We start from the raw sequence: 23025 nt of genomic DNA on the forward strand, positions 1-23025 counted from the left end.
CGGCCGCTGGCCGGCAGCCCCGGATTCCGGGTACCTGCAGGTGCCGGCCAGTGGCCGGCACTACCGGGTTTGGCCGCATCCGGCACAATAGGCACCCCTCACGCCCCGCGTATCGCCATGACCGACCTCGCCCCGCAGACCCCGATCGAAACCCTGCTGAAGGCGGCGATGGACGGGGCGGTGCCGATCCGCGCCTTCATGGAGGCCTTCGTCGCTTCCGAGGTAGTGCTGCTGACCGGCAGCCTGGTCACCCCGGACGGCAGCGGCTTCGACCCGCTGCTGTTCGACAAGCAGGGCACCCTGCATGTGGCGGTGTTCACCGAGCCGTCGCGGGTGGGCGTCTACAGCCAGCAGGCCGAACACCAGATCCGCTGGCTGATGCTGGACGTGCTGCGCCGCGTGCCGGGTGGCTACGGCGTGGTGATCAACCCGGGTACTTCGCTGGGCTTTGAGATCTCGCCCAGCGGCGTTGGCGAGATCCTGAAGGACTTCGCCCAGGGCTGAGTTGCCGTCGCGCCATTTGTAGCGTCGAGCCATGCTCGACTGCCTTTCGCGCATGGCCTGATGTGTCGAGCATGGCTCGACGCTACAGAAGGCTTCCCTTCGGGCGCCGTCCATGATCCCCTTGGGTGACATCGGGATCGAGGCATTGCCATGGAATTCAGGGGACTACCCGCCGACGCACCGGAACGGCAGCAATTGGCCCAGTGGTACCACGCGGAATGGGGCCAGGACGCCGGCCTGACACTGGAACAGGAACTGCAGCGGCTCAATCCGCCACAGGACGCCGAAGGTTTCCCGCACCTGATCGCCGTATTCGATGACGGTCAGGTGGTTGGCGCAGTCCAGCTCAAGCGGCGGGAAATGCAGGCGTTCCCACAGTACGAACATTGGCTGGGCGGCGTATTCGTGGCCGACAGCCATCGCGGGCGTGGGCTGGCTGGCGCGCTGGTGGAGCAAGCAGCGGCGCAGGCGGTGCGAATGGGGGTTTCCGATCTCTACCTGCAGACCGAGGCCCTGGACGGTGGGCTGTATGCGCGGCTGGGCTGGAAGCCGCTGCAGGAAGCCGACAACCGCAGCTATCGCGTGCTGGTGATGGTGCGCAGGTTGGCCGCATGAGCGTATCCACGGCACGCCATTCCCGCTCGGCCCTGATCTTCCTGATCGCGGCGATCGCTGCCGCGCTGGTGTCCATGCCCCTGCTGCGCGCGGTGGGCATGGTGCTGTGGCCGGTGTTCGTCATTGCCTGGCTGATCAACCTGGGCGCGGCCTGGCATCTGGCCCAGTGGGCGCGCCAGCAGCGCCGTTCGGCGTGGGCATTCGGGCTGCCGGCGGCGCTCGGTACCGTCGCCTCGATCGTGGTCTATGTGCTGCTGGCGTTGCTGGGGCCGAAGGCCGCGGCGTCGCCCGGCGGCTGACGCCCTCATGCCGGGCGTGTCCTGGCATTAGCGGGGGGGCGAGCCGTGTGTTGGCAGGTCGCGTGTCAGATGAACGGCCCCGTCAAGCGCATTGCGCCGCGCATCCGACTGCTCGACATATCTCAGCAGATCCTGCTGCAGTACCCGACGGCTGAGGGCTCTCAGGCGCTCGAGTTCTGTCTCCGACCTGCCCGGTGATCTGGCGGAAAGGTGCAGGCTGTTGGCGATGTTCAGAGAGATTCTGCGGCGAAGGTCGGCCTCGTCCCTTGGCTGCCCCTGTTCGTCGAAAAGAAGTTGGATCGACATCGCAAGTTCATTGCTGTACTGCTGCCGCAGGCTGGGAAACGTCTGGATTACGTATAGCCCTCCCAGTAGGGAGGAGATCATGGCGATCAGGATATGCGTTCCCAGCAGAAGCCACTTCTTCATTGTGTTGCTCCTAGCGAGGCAGGACCCATTCGCAACGATCCAGCCTGGATGCTTCTCACAAGTGGAACTCCTTGGATGAGGAATCATGTCTGTGGACCCGCCTCGTGTTCGAGGTTGTTCCGTAGCTCCACATTGCGGGCGCGGCGATCCGCCTTGCATCAGCGGTCTGCTCGCGAAGCGCAAGGATTCTGGATCAACGTGATGTCAGGAGACGGGAAGCGGGCGCGCGAGCCGGAGTGCGACAAGGGGCATCGTTGCTGATGCGGTTATGCCTGGGACAGACGTCAGGGGAGAGTCTTCAGGCAGATGGTGCCGAGCATGGCTCGGCACTGCAGATGGACTACGCGCGATGCCAGCGATCAGTCGGGGTAGTGAGCTAAAGCAGAACCTTCAGCCATGGATCATCGCGATCACGTTGCATTCCCATACACGCAGTCGACGGTGGTGCTGGCCGCTACCGGCACCACCGCATACCTCATATCGTTACCTTGCGCCGGTTGTCATCGCTCACCCGGTCGATCAGCTTGTTGTACGGGTCGAAGCCCGCTTCATCCGGCTTTTCGTCCACCGTTACCGTGATCTTAGGCTCCGCACTGGTGATGTGGTGGCGCTGCAGGTACAGCACCTTCTGGTCGCGCTCCTTGCCCGACGGCCCATTGGCGAACACGCCGACCTCGACCCAGTCATCCATCTTTCCGTCGCTCTCCTTGCCCTTGCCGTCGGCGTACTGCTTGGCGGCGTGCAGGTCCAGGGTCACGTCGTAGCGGCCGTCATCGCGCTTGCGGGCGCTGGCGGCCATTACGCGGTTGTCGTAGAAGCTGATCTTCTCGAACAGGTCGGTGACCAGCTGCTGGCGGTCGGCCGGGGTCTCGGCGCGGATGTAGTCCAGCAGCTCGCGTGAGGTGGTGTACGGCGGTTGCTGGTACCCCTTGTCCTGCAGGAAGCGCTTCAATGCGCGGTTAAGCGCCTGCTCGCCGATCTCCTCGCGCAGCCGGTAGAACACCAGCGAACCCTTCTGGTAGTGGATGTACTGCTGGTTCTCCACACGTTCCAGCGGCTGTTCCTCGATGGCCTCGCCGCCGCGGCCGGACAGGTAGCCGTCCAGCTCGCGCTTGAGGAACTGGCGCATGTGCTGGCGGCCGTACTCCTGCTCCATCACCATCAGTGCCGAATACTGCGACAGCGATTCGGACAGCACCGTCGCGCCCTGCACGTTGGCACCGATCACCTGGTGCGCCCACCACTGGTGCGCGATCTCGTGCGCGGTTACGTAGAAAACGTAGTCCACCTTGTCCGGGTCACGCAGGTCGGCGATGAAACCGATGGCCTCGGAGTAGGGGATGGTGTTGGCGAACGACTGCGCGAAGCGCGCATAGCCCGGGAACTCGATGATGCGCACCTGGCGATGCTGGTACGGGGTGAAGTTCGCTTCGTAGTAGGTCAGCGACTTCTGCACCGCTTCGATCATCCGGTCCACGTTGTAGCCGTGCGCCGGGTCGAAGTAGACCTCCACCGGGATGTTCTTGTACTTCGCCCTGCGCACCTCCCAGCGTGCCGACAGGTAGGCGTAGAAGTTCAGCATTGGCCGGTCCATGGCGTAGCTGAAGCAGCGCCGGCCATTTACCGTGGTCTCCTTCAGAAGGTAGCCCGGCGCCAACGCCACCTGGTCCGGTGCCGTGCAGACCGTGGTGCGGAAGTCGAGCCAGTCGGCATCGTTGGCTATGTACGTGTTGGCACGCGCGGCTTCGTCTTCCAGCTTGGGCATGCGCCGCGGCTCACCCAGGTCGCGTTTGCGCCGCTCGTTGCGGTCGCTGATCTCGGCGCCTTCGTTGTAACCGAAGGAAGGCAGTACGCGGCTGTTGAAGAAGGTGCCGTTGTCGACGATGTTGCTTGGTGCCTGGCCCGCGGTGATGCCGTTGGGCTTCTGCACCACGCGGAAATGCACGCTGCGGGTTTCACCCGGTTGCAGCGGTTTCTGCAGGCGGTAGATGCGGTAGCCGAGATCGGCGTCATGCATCGATAGTGTCTGCCCACCCAGGTCGACCGCGACCAGCTGCTTGTCATCGCCCATCGAGACGTGCACGTCCTGGATCGGCGTGGCGTGGGTATTGCGCACCGTCCAGTTCGCATCGATCACCATCGACTGCGATTCCGGGAACAGGTCCACGCGGTTGTCCACCGCCACGATGCGGGGCTGCGGCAGCGTGCGGTACTTCGACAGCTCGCGCTCGTAGCGGGCCTGCAGGTCCAGCTGTTGATCCGGGGAAAGGAACTCGTTGCGGATGTTGGTGCTCCAGTACAGCCAGCCGCCCACGGCGACAAAGGCCAGGGCGGCCACTGCGGCGAAGGCACCGGTCGGGCCGCGCAGGCGACGGCCGGCCAGGGCCAAGCGCTGGCGCAGGCTCTGGCTGACACCTCGTACCCAGAAGGCCGACGCCAGGCACATCAAGGTCAGCAGGAACAGCGCCCAGTAGCCCTGGAACGCCAGTTGCCCGGTCAGGAAGTGGCCGTAGCCGTTCATGTCTGAATAGGGCGCGTTGGGCCAGCTGCCGAAGTTGTACAGGTTCTGCGTGTAGTCGAGCAGGCCGAGCACGCCCTGACCGATCATCACCACGATCAGCAATGCGTAACCGACGAACTTGTTGTTGGTGAGCACCTGCAGCACCAGCGCCAGGCCCCCCATCAGGATGTAGACCACCGAGTCCAGCGCCAGGCTCCGCAGGTAGAGCAGCGGCTCCAGATGCGTGTAGCCCTTGGCCAGCTGCACGCCCATTGCCGCCAGCGCGCCGGCGGCCTGGAAGCAGACGATTACCGCCAGCAGTGCGGTGAACTTGGCCAGCAGCGGCACCCAGTTCGGCACCGGCATGGCATCGGTCACTTCATTGATGCGCGCACTGCGTTCCTTCCAGACCAGCTCACCGGCGAAGAACAGCACGATGATCACCAGCAGCCAGCTGAAGGCACCCTGCAGGCCCATGATCATCTGCGAGGTGACCGGCCAGATCGAGGTGCCGTACAGGGTCTGCCGGAACAGCGCGCTGGGCAGGAAGTTGGCCAGGCCCAGCACCAGCAGCACGATGAACGGCACGCTGCGCAGGACGCCGCGTGTATCGAAGCGGACCTGGCGCAGGAACTGCTGCCACGCCGTGCTGGCAGTGAACGCCGGTACCACGCGCGGCAGTGTCGCGCGGCTGGGGCGGATGCCGGCGGCATCGGCAACCGGCTGCGCCGGCCTGCGGCCCCAGCGCCGACGGCCACTGCCGCTGCGTTCGGTGCGGAACAGCGCGAAGGTGGCGGCGAACAGTACGGCAGCCACGCCCAACCACAGGGCGCGGTTGGCCAGCAGGTAACCGGCCAGCTCGGGAATCCCGTTGTTGCGCTCGGCGGTGGACCAGTAGCGGATCGTGCGGCCCAGTGCGCGCATGCCCAGCGGTTCGCTCAGCACCGCGATCCACGTATTGTCGATGTCGCGCAGCAGGGCCGCGCTGGCGCCGTACAGGACGAGGTAGGCCACCAGGCCGATGTAGACCCACAGGATCGAGCGGGTCAGCGCTGCCAGCAGCGACAGCAGTGCCGTGGTGAACAACAGGTTCGGAATGACGATGACCGCGAACGTCCAGGCATAGCCCTGCCAGCTGATCGGGCCCATGCGCTCGGGATCGACCCATGGCATGAACGGCGCCAGCCACAGGCCGAACGCGATCAGGATGTAGACCAGCAGCCCGGCCGCCAGGGCGGCAGCGATGCGCCCGGCCAGGTAATCGCGGCGCTTCACCGGGCTGGCGAAGATCAGTTCGGCAGTGCCGAGTTCGAAGTCACGCAACAGCGCGTTGCTGACGAACAGCGCGGTGACCAGCATGCCGAGCAGGGTGAAGATGCCCAGCATCTGCGCGATCACGGTGGGCGCGTTGCTGTGCACGTTGCCGGCGCCGCCACCGATCTGCACGGCGTCGCTGGAGGCGGCGGCGAAGGCAAGCAGGGCGAACAGCCCGGCCAGCAGCCACAGCAGCGGGGAACGCAGCTGCTCGCGTAGTTCGAAGCGGAAGAAATTGAAGATCATGGCGTGCTCCGCTCAGGCTGCCGCGCGGGCACGGGCCTGCAGGCGCAGGCGCTGGAAGTACACATCCTCGAGGTCGGGAGCCACGGCCGCGAAGCCGTCGCCAGGGTCGTTGGCGCTGTGCACGTGGATCACCGGGCGGCCACCGACCAGGCGGGTGGACAGCACCACGTAGCGTGCCTCGTGGTCGGCCAGTTCCGAAGGATCGACCTGCTTGCGCCAGACCTGCTGCTGCAGGGCGTCGATGGCATCGGCCGGGCGCCCGGTCAGCAGCACCTGGCCTTTGTTCATGATCGCCATCGTCGGGCACAGATCGGTCACGTCCTCGACGATGTGGGTGGAGAGGATTACCGCCACGTTCTCGCCGATCGCCGCCAACAGGTTGAGGAAGCGGTTGCGTTCTTCCGGGTCGAGGCCGGCGGTGGGTTCATCGACGATCACCAGCCGCGGGTCACCCAGCAGCGCCTGGGCAATGCCGAAGCGCTGGCGCATGCCGCCGGAGTAGGTGCCCAGCTTGCGCTTGCGCGCGTCCCACAGGTTCACCTGCTGCAGCAGCCCATCGACCACCTCGCGGCGCTGCGCGCGCTGGGTCAGGCCCTTGAGCACGGCGAAATGCTCCAGCAGGTCCAGCGCGCTGACTTTCGGGTACACGCCGAAATCCTGCGGCAGGTAGCCCAGCCGGCGGCGCACCGCGTCCTTGTCGCGCAGCACGTCGATCGGCGCCTCGCCTGGAATGCTGAGCGTCGCCGTGCCGCTGTCGGCCTCCTGCAGGGTGGAGAGCGTGCGCATCAGCGAGGACTTGCCGGCGCCGTTGGGGCCGAGCAGGCCGAACATGCCGCGCGGGATGTCCAGGGTGACGTTGTTGAGCGCATGCACGCCGTTGGCGTACGTCTTGGACAGCGAATCGATCTTCAGCATGCGACGTACACCTTTCCATGGGCGATGTCTGCGCGTTATCCGCGCATCAGCCTCCGTGCGCATCCGCCGTTGGTCATGGGGGGGGAATTCCGCCGTCGCACGTTGAGGCGTGGCGGGAGGTCTGGTGGCGCTTACCGGCGCAGCGACGATTCCCGCACCACCAGCTTCACCGGGATGCTCTGGCCCTCCACCGGTTGCCGGCCGATCAGCGTCAGCAGGCGCTCCACCAGCAGCTGGCCGGCCTGCTTGGTGTCCTGCTGGACCGTGGTCAGCGCCGGAGACACCGAGGCCGCCAGCGGGATGTCGTCGAAGCCGGTCACCGCCACGTCCTGCGGCACCCGTAGCCCGGCCTCGCGCAGGGCGCGCATCGCACCGATGGCGATCAGGTCGCTGGCGGCGCAGATCGCATCGATCGGTTCGCCGCGCGCCAGCAGCGCCTGGCAGGCCTCCTGGCCGGAAGCCTCGGTGGTGATCGCATCGTGCTGCAGCGCCGGTTCGGCGGCCAGGCCGTGGTCCTGCAGGGCCGCGACATGGCCGCGGTAGCGCTCCTGGAATTCGGGGTAATGGCTGGAGGCATGGCCGAGGAAGGCGATGCGGCGGCAGCCCTGCTGCAGCAGGTGGGTGGTGATGTCATGCCCGCCCTGGAAGTTGTCGCTGCCGATCGACACGCCGGGCTGGCCGGGCAGGGCGGCGCCCCAGCGCACGAAGTGCGTGCCCTGTTCGACCAGCCGCTGCAGGCGGTCGCGCGATTCGTGGTAGTCGCCGTAGCCGAGCAGGATGATGCCGTCGGCCTTGTTGCTGTCCTCGTAATCGGCCTGCCAGTCGGTGGACAGTTGCTGGAACGAGACCAGCAGGTCCTGCCCGTGCAGCGCGCAGGCACGGGTGATCGAGCCCAGCATCGAGTGGAAGAACGGGTTGATCAGCGAGTCGTCGTTGGTCGGGTCCTCGAAGAACAGCAGGGCCAGCGTGCCGGCATTGCGCAGGCGCAGGCTGGAGGCGTTCTTGTCGACCTTGTAGTTCAGCTCGCGGGCGATGCGCAGGATGCGCTCGCGGGTTTCGGCATTGACCATCGGGCTGCCTCGCAAGGCCCGCGACACGGTCGGCTGGGAGACCCCGGCCAGGTGGGCGATGTCCAGGGAGGTGGCTTTGCCTTTGATCGTCATGGGAACGCGGGAGGGGGCAGGGGGAGGAGCTTGGGCATGATGCCATGGGCAGACGCCAATGCCCCTCCGGATGTCCACCGAAGCGAGGGTAAGTCATTGCCGGACAAGGAAATCAGTTCAATCCTCCTGCGCGGCCGGGGTCTTCTGACCGGGCGGATGGCGGCGGCAATGCTAAGATGCATCGTTCTCGCATTCCCCAAATTTCAACAGGGGCGGCCTCGCCTACTGCACCCCCGCCCGGGGCTGTGCTATCACTGGCGGTCTGCCCCTGGACAACGGACGAAGGTACCTATGGCGCGCGGCATCAACAAAGTCATCCTGGTCGGCAATCTCGGCAACGACCCGGACGTGAAGTACACCCAGGGCGGCATGGCGATCACCCGCATCAGCCTGGCCACCACCAGCGTCCGCAAGGACAAGGATGGCAACCAGCAGGAGCGCACCGAATGGCACCGCGTGGTGTTCTTCGGCAAGCTCGGCGAGATCGCCGGCGAGTACCTGCGCAAGGGCAGCTCGGTCTACGTCGAAGGCAGCCTGCGCTACGACAAGTACACCGGCCAGGACGGCGTGGAGAAGTACTCCACCGACATCATTGCCGATGAAATGCAGATGCTGGGCGGCCGCGGTGAAGGCGGTGGCGGCGGCGGTGGTGGCAACTACGGCGGCGATCGTCCGCAGCGCCAGCAGGCGCCGCGCCAGGAGTATGGCGGCGGTGGTGGCGGTGGCGGCCAGCGTGGTGGCCAGGGCGGCGGCTATGGCAACCAGGGCGGCAACCAGGGCGGCGGTTACGGCAACCAGGGTGGCAACCAGCGTCCGCAGCCGCAGCAGGCGCCGCCCATGGATGACTTCGCTGACGACGATATTCCGTTCTGATCGAACGCTCGTTCGCAGCAGAAAAGAAAGCCCCGCTCATGCGGGGCTTTTCTTTTTGCGCGATGCCATCTGCGTTGTGCCTCGCACCATCAGTTTTTCGTGCACCGCGACTTGCAAACAGACAATTTCCTCCCCTATGGTGCAATCGATTGCATTGCTGTGAATCGTTGCGTTTGATACCGGTTGGGAGGCCGGAAGGTGGATGTCCATCCATTCGATCAGACCGGCTCCTTCGAGGGGGCTCACGCGGCGCGATGCGCTGCGCATCGCAGTTGCCGGCAGCATTGGCCTGGGGGCCGCGACAACCGCGGGCGCATTGCCCGCATTCGCCGCCACGGCGCCACTCAAGGGCAACCTGAAGCATTCCGTCGCACGCTGGACCTTCCCGCAGCTGTCCGTTGCCCAGCTCTGCACGACGGTGAAGGACATCGGCTTTGCCGCGATCGACCTGGTCGGCCCGGAAGACTGGCCCACGCTGAAGGCGAATGGCGTGTACAGCTCGATGTGCAACGGCGCAGAACTGGGCCTGACCAAGGGCTTTGTCGGCCGTGAGTTCCACGACCAGCTGGTGGAACGCTACACGCGGCACATCGATCTGGTCGCCGATGCCGGCTATCGAAACCTCATCTGCTTTTCCGGCAACCGCAACGGTATGGACCCGCAGGACGGCATGGCCAATGCCGAGGCCGGGCTCAAGCGCATCCTCGGGCATGCCGAGAAGCGCGGCGTGGTGCTGGTGATGGAACTGCTCAACTCCAAGGTCGATCATCGCGACTACCTGTGCGACCACTCCGCGTGGGGTGTGGAGCTGTGCCAGCGGCTCGGCTCGGACAATTTCGGCCTGCTCTACGACATCTACCACATGCAGATCATGGAGGGCGACATCATCGCCACCATCGGCAAGCATCACGCCTGCTTCAAGCACTACCACACCGCAGGCGTGCCCGGCCGGAACGAGATCGGAGACCAGCAGGAGCTCCACTATCCAGCCATCTGTCGCGCGATCCGCAACACCGGTTTCAAGGGGTATCTGGCGCAGGAGTTCACGCCTGCAGCGCCCGATCCCGTTGCCTCATTGCGCGAGGCGATCCGCCTCTGCGACGTCTGAAACGATATCCACCCAGGTGAGAAACCCATGGCAGATAATCACTACGACGCCATTGTTGTTGGCTCGGGAATCAGTGGCGGTTGGGCGGCGAAGGAGCTGACCGAGAAGGGCCTGAAGGTCCTGATGCTGGAACGCGGGCGCAACATCGAGCACGTCAAGGACTACGTCAACGCGATGAAGGAGGCGTGGGATTTCCCGCACCGCAACCGGCCAACGCAGGCAATGAAGGCCGAGTTCCCGGTGCTGATGCGCGACTACGGCCTGGCCGAGAACCTGGAAGGGATGTGGGCCAACGAACAGGAATCGCCCTACATCGAGACCAAGCGCTTCGACTGGTTCCGTGGCTACCACGTCGGTGGTCGTTCCTTGATGTGGGGGCGGCAGAGCTATCGCTTCTCCGATCTGGATTTCGAGGCCAACCTCAAGGACGGCATCGCCACCGACTGGCCGATCCGCTACGCCGATATCGCGCCATGGTACGACCATGTAGAGAGGTTCGCCGGCATCGCCGGCACGCGCGAAGGACTGGACGTGCTGCCGGACGGCGAGTTCCTGCCGCCGATTCCCTTGAACATCGTCGAGAAGGATGTGGCCGCGCGCATCAAGAAGGCCTTCGGCGGAACGCGCCATATGATCCACTCGCGCACTGCCAACATCACCCAGCCGATGCCCGAGCAGGGGCGCGTCAACTGCCAGTACCGCAACAAGTGCATCCTGGGTTGTCCCTTCGGTGCCTACTTCTCGACCCAGGCGGCGACGCTGCCGGCGGCGATGAAGACCGGGAACCTGACCTTGCGGCCGTTCTCGATCGTCAAGGAAGTGCTCTACGACAAGGATCGCAAGCGCGCGCGTGGCGTGGAGGTGATCGACGCCGAAACCGGCCAGACCTACCAGTACACGGCCAAGGTCATTTTCCTCAATGCATCGTCGTTCAACTCGACGTGGCTGCTGATGAATTCGGCCACCGACGTCTGGGACGGCGGGCTGGGCTCTTCGTCCGGCGAGTTGGGGCACAACGTGATGGACCATCATTTCGGTGCGGGCGCCTCGGGCCGGGTCGAGGGTTACGAAGACAAGTACTACTTCGGCCGCCGTCCCTGCGGCTTCTACATTCCGCGGTTCCGCAACGTCGCGGCCGACAAGCGCGGCTACCTGCGCGGGTTCGGCTACCAGGGCGGTGCCAGCCGCACCGGATGGTCGCGCGAGATCGCCGAGCTCAACATCGGTGCCGATCTGAAGGAGGCACTGACCGTGCCGGGTGACTGGCGCATCGGCATGACCGGGTTCGGTGAAATGCTGCCGCACCACGACAACACGATCCGCCTGGACCACGACCGCAAGGACAAGTGGGGACTGCCGGTGCTGGCGATGGACGTGTCCATGCGCGCCAATGAACTGGCGATGCGCAAGGACATGGCCGCGGATGCCGCCGAGATGCTGGAGGCGGCCGGCGTCAAGGACGTGAAGATGCACGACAACGACTATGCCCCGGGCAAGGGCATCCACGAGATGGGGACCGCACGCATGGGACGTGACCGGAAGAGCTCGGTATTGAATGCGCACAACCAGGTCTGGGATGCCCCCAATGTCTATGTGACCGACGGTGCCTGCATGACCTCCAGCGCCTGCGTGAATCCCTCGCTGACCTATATGGCGCTGACCGCGCGCGCGGCCGACCATGCGGTACGCGAACTGAAAGCGGGGAACCTCTGATGGATCGCCGCGAACTGTTGAAGATGATCGTTGCCGCAACCGGTGCGGCCATGGTTGGCCTGCCTGCGCTGGTGCATGGCAAGGTGCCGGCTGCCGGGGCGATGCCCGCGTTCTCCGATGCCGACATCGGCATGCTGGACGAGATCGCCGAAACCATCCTGCCGCAGACAAGGACGCCCGGGGCCAAGGACGCGGGTGCCGGTGCGTTCATGGCGACGTTCGTCAGCGACTGCTACACCGCCCGGCAGCAGGCGACGTTCCGCGCCGGCCTGGCCGACATCGACACGCGCGCCGGTGGCCGTTTCGTATCGCTCACGCCGGAAGCCCGCACCGGGTTGCTGCGAAGGCTGGACGCCGAAGCCAAGGCACGCAATGCCGACGTGACCGAGACCGGCACTCCCGAGGAAGGCGAGGCCATGCCGCATTACTTCACGATGATCAAGCAGCTGGCCATCTTCGGCTTCTTCACTTCAAAGGTCGGGGCGACCGGTGTGCTGCAGTACGTCGCCGTGCCGGGCCGCTACGACGGTGACCTGGCCTATGTCCCCGGTACGCCCGCGTGGGGGACCAGCTGATGGACACCACCCTGATGCTCCGCCCTGCGTTGATCACGGCCGGCCTGCTGGCCGCTGCATCTGCATTCGCTCAGGACGGCGCCGACGCTGCGCGTGACCCGAAGAAGACCGAAGTGTGGACGCCCGTGCCCGCATTCGTGGCCACGCCGCCAGGCAAGGCCCCCTCCGATGCCATCGTGCTGTTCGATGGCAAGGATGTCTCGGCGTGGGAGGCAGAGCAGGGCGGGCGCGTGCCCTGGAAGGTTGCCGATGGCGCCATGACCGTCGTTCCGGGCAGCAAGGGCATCCGCACCCGGCAACGCTTCTGCGATGTCCAGCTGCATGTCGAATGGCGTACCCCCACCGAGACGAAGGGCTTCGACGGCCAGAACCGGGGCAACAGCGGCATCTTCCTGCAGGAACTGTATGAGCTGCAGGTGCTCGACAGTTACAACAACCCGACGTATGCCAACGGCCAGGCGGGTTCGATCTACAAGCAGGCCATGCCACGGGTGAACGCCTCGCGCGCACCGGGCCAGTGGCAGGTCTACGACATCATCTGGAAGGCACCGCGCTTCTCGCAGGGCGGCGGCCTGACGTCGCCCGCGCGCATCACCGTGCTGCACAACGGCGTACTCGTGCAGGACGACACCGTGCTGGCAGGCAGGACCGAGTACATCGGTGCGCCTTCGTACGCACCCCATGCGTGCGCGCCGCTCTATCTGCAGGAGCATGACTCCAGGGTCAGCTACCGCAACATCTGGGTGCGCGAACTGTAGCGGCACGCGGCCGGCGTGGTCGCCGGCCGCCTACTTCGCCAGATAGCTGGCGAGGTCGTCGATCTCCTGCTGCGACAGCTGGGCAAAGGGCGGCATCAATCCTCCGCCCTTCCTGATCTTGTCCTTGACCTGGGCGGGTTGAAGCCGCTTGCCGACGTCGGTAAGCGCTGGGAAGGTCGGCGGTACGCCGGCGCGTTCAGCACCGTGGCAGGCAGTGCAGTGCTGGGCATAGAGTTTCGCGCCGGCGGCAGGATCGTCCTTGGCCCGGGCTGCCGTTGAAGTGCTCATGCCGCCCAGAGCCAGGGCCACTGCCAGGATCATCTTCATGTGGGGCTCCTTGATGCGTCAGCGCCGTGCACGGGTGGGCACGTTGGCGGGCAGGTGTTCACGCAGGTAGTCCGCGCCGGTCTGGATGACCTTGGCCGGGTCGCGTGGCTGGTCGTGTTCGACGATGTACCACTGCACCTTGGCCGCCGCAGCGGCGGGCAGGATCGCGTTCCAGTCCAGCACGCCCTGGCCCACCGCGGCGAATCCGCCTTCATCCTGGGCCTGGCCCTTCGGCGCATTGTCCTTGGCGTGCACCGCAAACACGCGTCCACGGAATTTTCCCAGCATCACCGCCGGGTCCAGGCCCGCGCGTGCAACCCAGGCCAGGTCCAGCTCGGTCTGCAGGTCGGGCCCGGCCGCTGCGAACAGCAGCTCCAGCCCGGTCTGACCGTCGAAGTCGGCCAGCTCGAAATCGTGGTTGTGATAGGCCAGGCGCATGCCCTTGCCGCGCACCTGCTTGGCGATGCGGCCCAGCTCCTTGCCCAATGCGGTCCAGCCCGCGGCATCGGTTGGGCGGTCCTTCTGGTCCAGGTAAGGCACCACCAGCGTGCTGTTGCCGATCGACCGGTTGAACGTCACCACACCATCCAGGTTGCCCCGCAGCTCGGCCAGTGGCACGTGCGACGAAACCGCCTTGATCGAATACCGGTCCAGCAGCTGCTTGAGTTCGGTGGCGCTGGTGTTCTGCGTACCGACCGTTTCCACCGCACGGACGCCCGCGTCGTGGACGATCTTCAACTGCTGATCGAGCGAGCCTGCATTGCGCAGGGTGTACATCTGCACCGCGATCGGCTTCTGCGTGGTGGCGGCTTCGCTCGCGAAGGCGGGCAGGGCAGCGAGCAGCAGGACGAGACTTGCACTTCTACGGAAAAGAGCTTTCATCAACAGATCCTCCCGGAATTCAACCGATGGTGGTCCAGGCACGTGACCTGGCTGATGCAATGACGCGATCGACGATCCGTGCCGAGCGCAGGCCGTCTTCGAAGGTGGGCAGGCCCTGCGGCCGCCCGCCTTCAATGGCGCGATAGGTGTCGGCCACAAACGCCTCGAAACACTGGGCGTAGCCCTGTGCATGCCCGGCCGGCAGCACGGAAAGGCGGCGTTGTTCGGCGCTGCCGGCACCGGGGCCGCGCATGAAGGTTTCCTCGCGCTGGTCGGGCAGGCCGATCCAGAGTCGTTCGGCATCCTCCTGGTTGAAGGCCACGCTGGCCTTGGCGCCATCGATCTCGAACCAGAGGCGGTTGTGGCGTCCGGCCGAGACCTGGCTGACCGTCAATGACGCCAGCGTGCCGGCGCCGGTCCTGAACATCGCTGCGGCCACGTCTTCGCTGGTGACAGCCTGCATCGCGCTGGCGGCCGTTGGCGTGCTGAAGCTCTGCCCGCTGACGGCGCCACGCTCGGCGATTACCGTGGAGAACGCCGCGTTCACTTCGGCGAAGCCCTCGCCACTGACCCATTCGACCAGGTCGCACCAGTGCGAACCGATGTCGGCGAACACGCGCGACGTGCCTCCCAGCGCGGGGTCCACGCGCCAGTTGTTGCTGGCCGGATCCAGCAGCCAGTCCTGCAGGTAGCTGCCGTGGATCAGGTGCAACGGCCCCAGATCGCCCCGGGCGATGCGTGCGCGCGCCTCCCGGACCACTGGGTGGTAGCGGTAGACGAAGGGCACCGTGGCAACCAATCCGGTCGATGCGGCCAGCGCCGCCAGCGCCTGTGCATCGTCCAGCGTCGTCGCCAGCGGTTTCTCGCAGATCACGTGCTTGCCGGCTTCCAGCGCAGCCTGTGCCATGGCGCGGTGCAGATGGTTGGGCGTGCACACGTGCACGACCTGTACCTGCGGATCGGCGATCACCTCCTCGATATCCCGGTAGGCGCGCGGGACATTCCAGGACTGCGCGGCCTCATGCGCGCGCTGCGCTGACGAGGCGGCTACGCCGCGCACCTCGGCACCGGCCAGCAGTGCGGCACGACGATGCACTGCACCGATCATGCCAGCGCCGACGATGGCGATTCCAAGCTTGGGCATCGACGGGGATCCTCAGGGTGTGGAGGGCGCGGCCGTGGCCGCCGGCCGGTCGCGGAACAGCAGCAGGAAGGCGATCAACACCACCAGTGCAACGCCGGCCGGGAACAGCCAGATCTGCTGCCAGTCGGGGCCGGCCTCGGTGGTGAAGTGCTCCACCACCGCGCCGGACAGGAAGGTGCCGATCAACATGCCCACGCCGTAGGTAGCCAGGGTGATGAAGCCTTGCGCGCTGCTGCGCGCGGCGGGGCCGGCATGCGCATCGGTGTAGATCTGGCCGGTGACGAAGAAGAAGTCGTAGCAGATGCCGTGCAGCACGATGCCGATCACCAGCAGCGAGAAGCCGCTGCCCGCATCGCCGAAGGCGAACATGGCGTAGCGCACCACCCAGGCGGCCATGCCGACCGCCAGCATGGTCTTCACCCCCAGCCGCACGAACAGGAACGGCATGGCCAGCATCAGCAGCACTTCGGAGACCTGGCCCAGCGACTGCAGGCCTGCTGCGCCGCGCACGCCCAGGTCGTTGAGATACGGATTGGTGAAGTTGTAGTAGAACGACAGCGGGATGCAGATGGCGATGGAAGCCAGGAAAAACACCAGATAGGCACGCGATTTCAGCAGACGCAACGAATCCAGCCCCAGGATCCGCCCCAGCCCGGCATCGCGCTGCTGCGCCAGCGGTGGCGTGTGCGGCAGGGTGAATGCATACAGGCCCAGCACCAATGATGCCAGCGCGGCCATGCGGAAGGTGAGTTCAAGCCGATGGGCCTGCTCCCAGCCCAGCCAGCCGATCAGCACACCGGCAATGATCCAGCCGATGCTGCCGGCCACGCGTACCAGCGGGAACTGTTTCTCGGGCGACTGCATGTGCCGCATCGCCACGCTGTTGGCCAGTGCCAATGTCGGCATGAACAGCAGCATGTAGCCCATCACGCAGGCCGAGAACACACTGAAGCTGGTGGCGGTGGACGCCAGCCACATCAGCACCGCGCCGGCCAGGTGCAGCACCGCGAGGATGCGCTGCGCCGCGAAGTAGCGGTCTGCGATCAGCCCGACCAGGAACGGCGCCACGATGGCGCCGATGGACTGGCTGAGGAAGGCGGAGGCCACCTGGCTGGCGCTGGCCTGCAGCGGGCCCTGCACCAGGTAGGTTCCGAGGGTGACGAACCACGCCCCCCAGATGAAGAACTGCAGAAACATCATCGCGCCCAGGCGCGACATGGCGTGCGTCATGGCTTGCCCTCCCGGGGCGGTCTTGGCTCAGATTCCCAGCATGCGGTGCAGTGATGCGGCGTCCGTGCCACTGTCGGCAAAGTCGTCGAAGGCGTGTTCGGTCACGCGGATGATGTGGTCGCGGATGAAGGCGGCACCCTCGCGTGCGCCGTCCTCGGGGTGCTTCAGGCAGCATTCCCATTCCAGTACCGCCCAGCCGGGGAAGTCGTACTGGGCGAACTTCGAGAAGATCGCCTTGAAGTCGATCTGGCCATCACCGAGCGAACGGAAGCGGCCCGGACGCTCGATCCAGTCCTGGTAGCCGCCATACACGCCGCTGCTTGCGCTGGGGCGATACTCCGCGTCCTTGACGTGGAAGATGCCGATGCGCGCGTGGTAGCGGTCGATGAAACCCAGGTAGTCCATCTGCTGCAGCAGCAGGTGGCTGGGGTCGTACAGGATCTTGGCGCGGGGGTGATGATCCACCACATCGAGGAAGCGTTCGAAGGTCGCGCCATCGTGCAGGTCCTCACCTGGGTGGATCTCGAAGCAGAGATCCACGCCGCAGGCATCGAAGGCATCGAGGATCGGGCGCCAGCGGCGGCCGAGTTCGGCGAAGGCTTCTTCCACCAGTCCCGGTGGGCGCTGCGGCCAGGGATAGAAATAGGGCCAGGCCAATGCGCCGGAGAACGTGGCATGCGCGGTCAGCCCCAGCCGCTGGCTGGCTTTGGCGGCCAACAGAAGCTGCTCCACCGCCCAGGCCTGGCGGGCGGCGGGATCGCCACGCTTGTCCGCGGGTGCGAATCCGTCGAACAAGCTGTCGTAGGCCGGATGGACCGCGACCAGCTGCCCCTGCAGATGGGTGGACAGCTCGGTGATCTGCACGCCATGACCGGCCAGCATGCCGGCGAGGTCGTCGCAGTACGCCTGGCTGCGCGCGGCCTCGGCCAGATCGAACAGGTGGGGCGCCGTGGTGGGGACTTGTACGCCAGAATAGCCCAGACCCGCGGCCCATCCGGCCAGCGTGTCCAGCCGATCAAAAGGAGCCGTGTCGCCGATGAACTGCGCCAGGAACAGCGCTGGACCCTTGAGCGTCTTCAACGTGATTCGCCCTCGATGCAATCGATTGCATTATCCTAGCAGGGGCTTACGCAAGACCTGTTGTGCAGTGCACAGCGGGCGGGAGAACTAACGCCATGGCCACCATCTACGACATCGCAAAGCACGTCGGCGTCTCCGCCGGCACCGTGTCGCGTGCACTATCGCGGCCGGACAAAGTACTGCCGGCCACGCGCACGCGCATCGAGCAGGCCGCCGCGGCGTTGGGCTACGTGCCCAACACGGTCGCCCGCACGCTCAAGACCCAGCGCAGCGGCAAGATCCTGGTCACGGTGCCGGATATCGCCAACCCGTTCTTCGCGCAGATCCTGCAGGGCGCGGAAGACGCCGCGCAGGCTGTCGGCTATGCGGTGCTGCTGGGCGATACGCAGGACCAACCCGACCGCGAGGAGCGCTACGCGCAGATGCTCCGGCGCAACGAGGCCGACGGCATGATCGTGCTTGGCCATCGCCTGCCACCGACGGCGCGCGAGATTGTCCAGCAGAGGGGGGCTGCCGCGCCGGTGGTCAACGGCTGCGAGTTCGATCCCGCGCTGGGCCTGCCCAGTGTTCACATCGACAATGCCGCCGCCGCACGCGCCGTCATGGAGCACTTGTACGCACTGGGCCATGAACGGATCGCCGTGGTCGGTGGGCCGCCGGACAATCCCCTGCACCAGCAGCGCCTGGAAGGGGTACGGGCGGCCGGCAAGGCGCGTGGCCGCCTGCGCCAGCTGAGCATCGTGCCCGGGGATTTTTCAGTGGAATCCGGCCATGCGGCTGCCATGGCGCTGCTGGACGGCACGTCCGCACCAACGGCGATCTTCTGCTTCAGCGACCAGATGGCGCTGGGCACCCTGGCGGCCTGCCGGGAGCTGGGCATCCGCGTGCCGGAAGACCTGTCCATCGTCGGCTTTGATGATCTGGCGTCTTCCCGCTACCTCACGCCGCCGCTGACGACCATCCGGCAGCCGATGCGGGAAATCGGCGCGCGCGCGGTCAACCTGCTGCTCGCCATCATCGAACAGGTGGATGTTCCGCTTCAACAGACGCTGGATTTCAGCCTGATGGTGCGGGGATCGACGGCTGCGCCCCGACGCAGGTGACCACGGGGTGGGGCCGCGGGAGGGTGGCAGCCGGCCCGCGCGATATCGTGCAACCTTGATCCCGAATTGACGCAAAGCTGTCAGACTCATCGCAGGCAGCCCGGCAAGGGCCGTAGCAGCAGGTGCGATCGCGCAAGGGGGGCGGCAATGCCATTTTTCACCGATTCGGCGGAAGGCGCGGTCGAAGGCATTGGCGCGGCACGTCGCATCGGCTGGATGCGTTTCGTCGGCAATGGACTGGGAGCGATTCCCATCGCCTCGATCATGCTTGAACGCCAGGATGGCGGGCTGGCGTGGGTCCTGCTGCTGCTCAACGCGCTGGCGTGGCCGGCACTGGCATTGCTGCTGACCCAGCGCTCCCGCCAGCCGGCGGTCGTCCAGTTCCGTTGCATGGTGGCCGACTCCTTCTTCGGCGGTGGCTGGATCGCCTTCATGGCGTTGAGCGCGGTGCCCAGCGCACTGTTCGCCGCGCTGCTGGTGGCCGACAAGATCGCTGCCGGTGGCGTGCGCCTGGCGATGCGCGCCACGCTGGCCCTGCTGCTGGGCTTCGCACTCACCTGGTGGTTGCTCGGCTTCCCTTACCAGCCGGTCACCTCGCAGCGCACGATCGTGCTGAGTGTCCCGTTCCTGTTCGTGTATGGCATCGGCCTCAGCATTCTCAGCTGGCAGCTGGCGCGCCGGGTCAAATCGCAGAACCGTCAGCTGCAGCGGCTCAGCCGGATGGACCCGCTGGTCGAGCTGGCCAACCGTGGCTTCCTGATCCTGCGTGCGCAGCAGGCGCTGGACCGGGCCCAGGGCCAGGGCGGCTTTGCCTGCCTGCTGATGCTCGATGTGGATGATTTCAAGCGCATCAATGACTCGCATGGCCACCGCGCCGGTGACGAGGTGCTGCGGCATATCGCGGCGACATTGCGCACCTTTGCCCGGCCCGGTGATACGCCCGCGCGGCTGGGGGGCGATGAGTTCGTGGTGCTGCTGCGCGACTGCGCGCCCATCGATGCGATGCACGTGGCCGAGCGGGTGCGCCTGCACCTGCGGGAGGCCGCGCGGCAGGCCACGCCGGGCGTGGAGTTCAGCGTGAGTATCGGCATTGCCGCGACGCCGCGTGGCGGTAGTGTCGAGGACTGGTTGGCACTGGCCGACCGCGCGCTCTACCACGCCAAGCGGCAGGGCAAGAACACAGCCAGCTACGGCGAGTGAGTGCGGCACGGCTGCCGCCGAACGAGGCCGAAACGCCCGTTCATCCTGCACGCGGAATCGGCACGCCAATCCTCTACCATGGGCCACCCCGCCCGGACGCGCCGCCCATGCAAGACGCCCTCGTTGCCCAGCCCAAGCCCCCCGTTGCGAGAATCGCGGCCTGGCTGATGATGCTGTTGGGCATGTGGCTGGCGCTGAAGCTCGGCCTGGTGGTGACGCTGCTGTCGGGCCTGCTGGTGTTCCAGCTGACCCATGTGCTGGCGTCCACCGTGGAAGGCAAGCTGCCGCCGGGGCGGGCGCGGGCGATCGCGGTGATCGTGCTGTCGGCGATCATCATCAGCGCGCTGGTGCTGGCCGGCATCGGCGTGGCCTCGTTCTTCCGCAACGAGACCGGTGGGCCGGACGCGCTGCTGGCACGGCTGATGGATATCCTCAATTCGTCGCGCCACCAGGTTCCAGCGCTGCTGCAGCCGTATATCCCCGAGGACATGCCGGCGCTGCGTGCGGCGCTGAATGACTGGGCCGCCGAGCACCAGCGCCAGCTGGGCGTGGCCGGTACCTCGGTGGTGCAGGTGGGTGTACGCGTACTGATCGGCATGGTGCTGGGCGCGATGATTGCGCTGTACGACGAACTGCCGCTGCCGACGATGGGGCCGCTGGCGCAGGAGCTGATCGGGCGCACCAGCCGCCTGGCCACCGCGTTTCGCCAGGTGGTGTTCGCGCAGGTGAAGATCTCCCTGCTCAACACCCTTTTCACCGCCATCTTCCTGCTGGGCGTGCTGCCGTTGTTCGGCGTGCACCTGCCCCTTTCCAAGACGCTGGTGCTGATCACCTTCGTCGCCGGCCTGCTGCCGGTGGTGGGCAACATCATCTCCAACACCATCATCAGCATCGTCGCGTTGTCGGTCTCGTTCTATGTGGCCGTGGCCGCGCTGTTGTACCTGATCGTGATCCACAAGCTGGAGTACTTCCTCAATGCGCGCATCGTCGGTGGCGAGATCCAGGCGCGTGCCTGGGAGCTGCTGCTGGCCATGCTGGTGATGGAGGCGGCCTTCGGCCTGCCGGGCCTGGTCGCCGCGCCGGTGTTCTATGCCTACGTGAAGCGCGAACTGGTCGACCAGCGCTGGATCTGACGCGGCTGGGCATGACGTAGTTGTCCCGGTTCGAATGCCCGCACGGCCTTGTCGGTGCGTTCGCGGTCGGCAGGGTATACCCACCGCCACGGTTGGCCCGCGAGTGGCTTGGCGCCTTTGTAGCCGGCCGTTACAGTGTTCGGCACTACAGGGGAAATGTGCATGGCCCGCAAGGCGTCGCCCATCGGATTGCGGACCTGGGTCTGGATCCTGGCTGGGCTGTTCGTAGTCTGTACGCTGCCGCTGATGGCCATCGCACTGGTGCAGGGCACGCTGCGCTTCACGGCCGCCGAGGACAACCTGGCCAGCCTGCGCCAGCTGCGGCAGACCTTCGACCTGGCCAACCTGGTGTCGGCCGAACGCGGCCCCGCCAACAGCCTGCTGGGGGCCGACCCGGCCGATGCGGCCGAGCAGGCACCGCTGGCCGCGCAGCTGGCGGCCGCGCGCAAGCGGGTCGACGCTGCCCTGCTGCAGCTGGACACCGTGTTCAAGGCTGATCCGGGAGTGGTCGACGAGCATGGGCTGCTGGCCGACGCGCAACGTCGCCTGCAATCGGCGCGGGCTGCGGTCGACCGGGTCTTGGCGCAACCCCATGACGCACGCCGCGTGGAGGAGGTGGAGCGTGCGATCAGTGGCATGTTCGCCGTGGTCGATCGCCTGCACCTGCTGACCTCGGCACAGATCAACGTGCTGGTCAGCGCCGACCGTGAAGCAGCGATTCCGGCGATGCAGGGCCAGGTGCTGATCGATCTTCGCGAGCATGGTGGCCGCCTGGCCTCGAATGTGATGGCGCCGGTGGCGGTGCCAGGGGCATGGCGGGAGGAACAGGTACGCGCTGCACTGCAGACCGAGGGTCGCCTGTTGGAGCTGTGGCGGTTGGCGGGCAGCCACGAGTCGGTGTTCCGCAGTGACCCGGAATTGTCATGGCACTGGGACATGGCGCGTCGGCAGTTCTTCGGCGAATCGCTGCCGATGATCGAGCAGTTGATCGAAGATGGCCGCCGAGGCCTGCCGCCGCCATGGACCGCCGCCGAATTCACCACGCGCTACGTGCCGACCCTGCAGTCGCTTGAGGCGCTGCGTGATGGCTACCTGAGCGTGTCCATCGCCCGCTTTGAACGCACCCGCAATCGCGAGGCCATGCGCCTGGCCGTGCTGGTGGCGACCGCGCTGGGCACACTGGTGGTGCTGGGCGTGGCGCTGCGCATTGCCCATCTGCAGATCCTGCGGCCGCTGCTGCAGGCGCAGAAGCAGGTCATCCAGATCGCCTCGGAAGCCCCCGGCCCGGAGCAGCATGTGACCCACCCGCTGGCCGAGATGCAGCGCCTGTTCGATGCCATCGAAGTGCTGCGCGAGAAGTCGCGCGAGCGCTCGGCCTTGACCAGCGAGCTGCGCCAGCTGGCCGGCACCGATGAACTGACCGGGTTGTTGAACCGGCGCGCGCTGGACCAGAGGGTGCAGCAGCGCCATGCCGACGGTGGCAACAGCGCGGTGGTGATCCTGCTTGACGTCGATCGCTTCAAGGCCATCAACGACGGCCATGGGCACGCTGCCGGCGACCAGGTGCTGGTGCAGGTGGCACAGCTGCTGCAGCGCCACCTGCGCCGCAGCGACAGCATCGCCCGTTATGGCGGCGAGGAATTCCTGGTGCTGCTGGCCGACGGTGATCTGGCCGGTGGCCGGCAGCTGGCCGAGTCATTGCGATTGGCCCTGCAGCAGATGGACATCGCGCTGGCCGGCGGCACCGTGCTGCGGGTGACCGCCAGTTTCGGCGTGGCCGAGGGCGGCACCGACGCGCTGGGCTGGCGCACCCTGCTGCGTGCCGCCGATGCGGCCATGTACCGGGCCAAGGCGCATGGGCGTGATCGGGTACGGGTGGCGGGGGGCGGTCGCATCATGCGCTGAGGGCACGCC

The 23025-nt window shown here is 66.3% G+C and carries 22 protein-coding genes; 12 read left to right on the forward strand and 10 right to left on the reverse strand.

Features of this window, described 5'->3' with window-relative positions; all coding sequences use genetic code 11:
• Positions 1 to 117: 117 nt before the first annotated feature.
• The 3 genes from AC5P8Y_RS04795 (at position 118) to AC5P8Y_RS04805 (ending at position 1418) form a co-directional block, all read left to right on the forward strand.
• The gene (locus tag AC5P8Y_RS04795) at positions 118 to 504 is read left to right on the forward strand and encodes an SseB family protein (protein WP_024956961.1); all 387 of its coding nucleotides are present in this window, start codon (positions 118 to 120) and stop codon (positions 502 to 504) included.
• A 150-nt stretch (positions 505 to 654) separates the two neighbouring features.
• Positions 655 to 1119: a GNAT family N-acetyltransferase gene (locus tag AC5P8Y_RS04800; protein WP_111188035.1), complete on the forward strand. Its 465-nt coding sequence runs from the start codon at positions 655 to 657 to the stop codon at positions 1117 to 1119.
• The gene (locus AC5P8Y_RS04805; protein ID WP_049403246.1) at positions 1116 to 1418 is read left to right on the forward strand and encodes a hypothetical protein; all 303 of its coding nucleotides are present in this window, start codon (positions 1116 to 1118) and stop codon (positions 1416 to 1418) included. Before AC5P8Y_RS04800 ends, AC5P8Y_RS04805 begins: the two co-directional genes overlap by 4 nt.
• Before the next feature lie 27 nt (positions 1419 to 1445).
• Here the strand turns inward: AC5P8Y_RS04805 and AC5P8Y_RS04810 are convergent, their stop codons facing one another.
• The 4 genes from AC5P8Y_RS04810 to AC5P8Y_RS04825 form a co-directional block, all read right to left on the reverse strand.
• Complete coding sequence (locus AC5P8Y_RS04810) at positions 1446 to 1847, reverse strand: hypothetical protein (RefSeq protein WP_111188036.1); 402 nt, start codon at positions 1845 to 1847, stop codon at positions 1446 to 1448.
• A 475-nt stretch (positions 1848 to 2322) separates the two neighbouring features.
• On the reverse strand, positions 2323 to 5907 hold the full coding sequence (locus AC5P8Y_RS04815; protein ID WP_111188037.1) for an ABC transporter permease/M1 family aminopeptidase: 3585 nt from the start codon (positions 5905 to 5907) through the stop codon (positions 2323 to 2325).
• Positions 5908 to 5919: 12 nt separating this feature from the next.
• Positions 5920 to 6822: an ABC transporter ATP-binding protein gene (locus tag AC5P8Y_RS04820; RefSeq protein ID WP_005412555.1), complete on the reverse strand. Its 903-nt coding sequence runs from the start codon at positions 6820 to 6822 to the stop codon at positions 5920 to 5922.
• A 131-nt stretch (positions 6823 to 6953) separates the two neighbouring features.
• Positions 6954 to 7985: a LacI family DNA-binding transcriptional regulator gene (locus AC5P8Y_RS04825; protein ID WP_010483499.1), complete on the reverse strand. Its 1032-nt coding sequence runs from the start codon at positions 7983 to 7985 to the stop codon at positions 6954 to 6956.
• 291 nt (positions 7986 to 8276) lie between these two features.
• Here AC5P8Y_RS04825 and AC5P8Y_RS04830 point away from each other — a divergent pair, with 291 nt between their 5' ends.
• On the forward strand, positions 8277 to 8858 hold the full coding sequence (locus tag AC5P8Y_RS04830) for a single-stranded DNA-binding protein (protein WP_024956969.1): 582 nt from the start codon (positions 8277 to 8279) through the stop codon (positions 8856 to 8858).
• Between the two features lie 36 nt (positions 8859 to 8894).
• Here AC5P8Y_RS04830 and AC5P8Y_RS04835 read toward each other — a convergent pair whose 3' ends face one another.
• Positions 8895 to 9104, reverse strand: coding sequence for a hypothetical protein (locus tag AC5P8Y_RS04835; RefSeq protein ID WP_162489749.1), 210 nt, complete (start codon positions 9102 to 9104; stop codon positions 8895 to 8897).
• Here AC5P8Y_RS04835 and AC5P8Y_RS04840 point away from each other — a divergent pair.
• From AC5P8Y_RS04840 to AC5P8Y_RS04855, 4 genes are read left to right on the forward strand one after another with little or no spacing between them, the layout of a single operon-like run.
• Positions 9061 to 9966, forward strand: a complete 906-nt coding sequence (locus AC5P8Y_RS04840; RefSeq protein ID WP_495201847.1) for a hydroxypyruvate isomerase family protein — start codon at positions 9061 to 9063, stop codon at positions 9964 to 9966. The genes AC5P8Y_RS04835 and AC5P8Y_RS04840 overlap by 44 nt on opposite strands.
• A 27-nt stretch (positions 9967 to 9993) precedes the next feature.
• Positions 9994 to 11679 carry a GMC oxidoreductase gene (locus AC5P8Y_RS04845; RefSeq protein WP_111173079.1) on the forward strand — a complete coding sequence of 562 codons (1686 nt, stop codon included), beginning with the start codon at positions 9994 to 9996 and terminating at the stop codon, positions 11677 to 11679.
• The gene (locus AC5P8Y_RS04850) at positions 11679 to 12254 is read left to right on the forward strand and encodes a gluconate 2-dehydrogenase subunit 3 family protein (RefSeq protein WP_049403241.1); all 576 of its coding nucleotides are present in this window, start codon (positions 11679 to 11681) and stop codon (positions 12252 to 12254) included. Before AC5P8Y_RS04845 ends, AC5P8Y_RS04850 begins: the two co-directional genes overlap by 1 nt.
• On the forward strand, positions 12254 to 13012 hold the full coding sequence (locus AC5P8Y_RS04855) for a 3-keto-disaccharide hydrolase (RefSeq protein WP_049403331.1): 759 nt from the start codon (positions 12254 to 12256) through the stop codon (positions 13010 to 13012). Before AC5P8Y_RS04850 ends, AC5P8Y_RS04855 begins: the two co-directional genes overlap by 1 nt.
• Before the next feature lie 30 nt (positions 13013 to 13042).
• Here AC5P8Y_RS04855 and AC5P8Y_RS04860 read toward each other — a convergent pair whose 3' ends face one another.
• From AC5P8Y_RS04860 to AC5P8Y_RS04880, 5 genes are read right to left on the reverse strand one after another with little or no spacing between them, the layout of a single operon-like run.
• Entirely contained in the window at positions 13043 to 13339 is a 297-nt protein-coding gene (locus AC5P8Y_RS04860; protein ID WP_005412561.1) for a c-type cytochrome, read from the reverse strand.
• 18 nt (positions 13340 to 13357) lie between these two features.
• The gene (locus tag AC5P8Y_RS04865) at positions 13358 to 14221 is read right to left on the reverse strand and encodes a sugar phosphate isomerase/epimerase family protein (protein ID WP_111108443.1); all 864 of its coding nucleotides are present in this window, start codon (positions 14219 to 14221) and stop codon (positions 13358 to 13360) included.
• 19 nt (positions 14222 to 14240) lie between these two features.
• Positions 14241 to 15365, reverse strand: coding sequence for a Gfo/Idh/MocA family protein (locus AC5P8Y_RS04870; protein ID WP_495201848.1), 1125 nt, complete (start codon positions 15363 to 15365; stop codon positions 14241 to 14243).
• A gap of 12 nt (positions 15366 to 15377) precedes the next feature.
• Positions 15378 to 16595 (reverse strand): nucleoside permease, encoded by a 1218-nt coding sequence (locus AC5P8Y_RS04875; protein ID WP_495201849.1) that lies wholly within the window; start codon positions 16593 to 16595, stop codon positions 15378 to 15380.
• A 27-nt stretch (positions 16596 to 16622) separates the two neighbouring features.
• Positions 16623 to 17675, reverse strand: a complete 1053-nt coding sequence (locus AC5P8Y_RS04880; RefSeq protein ID WP_149500789.1) for a sugar phosphate isomerase/epimerase family protein — start codon at positions 17673 to 17675, stop codon at positions 16623 to 16625.
• 95 nt (positions 17676 to 17770) lie between these two features.
• Between AC5P8Y_RS04880 and AC5P8Y_RS04885 the strand changes: the two genes are divergently transcribed.
• The 4 genes from AC5P8Y_RS04885 (at position 17771) to AC5P8Y_RS04900 (ending at position 23016) form a co-directional block, all read left to right on the forward strand.
• On the forward strand, positions 17771 to 18778 hold the full coding sequence (locus AC5P8Y_RS04885; protein ID WP_043034159.1) for a LacI family DNA-binding transcriptional regulator: 1008 nt from the start codon (positions 17771 to 17773) through the stop codon (positions 18776 to 18778).
• Positions 18779 to 18925: 147 nt separating this feature from the next.
• Positions 18926 to 19978, forward strand: coding sequence for a sensor domain-containing diguanylate cyclase (locus AC5P8Y_RS04890; RefSeq protein WP_111108441.1), 1053 nt, complete (start codon positions 18926 to 18928; stop codon positions 19976 to 19978).
• Between the two features lie 107 nt (positions 19979 to 20085).
• Complete coding sequence (locus AC5P8Y_RS04895) at positions 20086 to 21111, forward strand: AI-2E family transporter (protein WP_111108440.1); 1026 nt, start codon at positions 20086 to 20088, stop codon at positions 21109 to 21111.
• A gap of 162 nt (positions 21112 to 21273) precedes the next feature.
• Complete coding sequence (locus AC5P8Y_RS04900) at positions 21274 to 23016, forward strand: GGDEF domain-containing protein (RefSeq protein WP_495201850.1); 1743 nt, start codon at positions 21274 to 21276, stop codon at positions 23014 to 23016.
• Positions 23017 to 23025: the final 9 nt, after the last annotated feature.

The sequence above is a fragment of the Stenotrophomonas sp. YJH_SMC_12-1 genome (assembly GCF_059370935.1).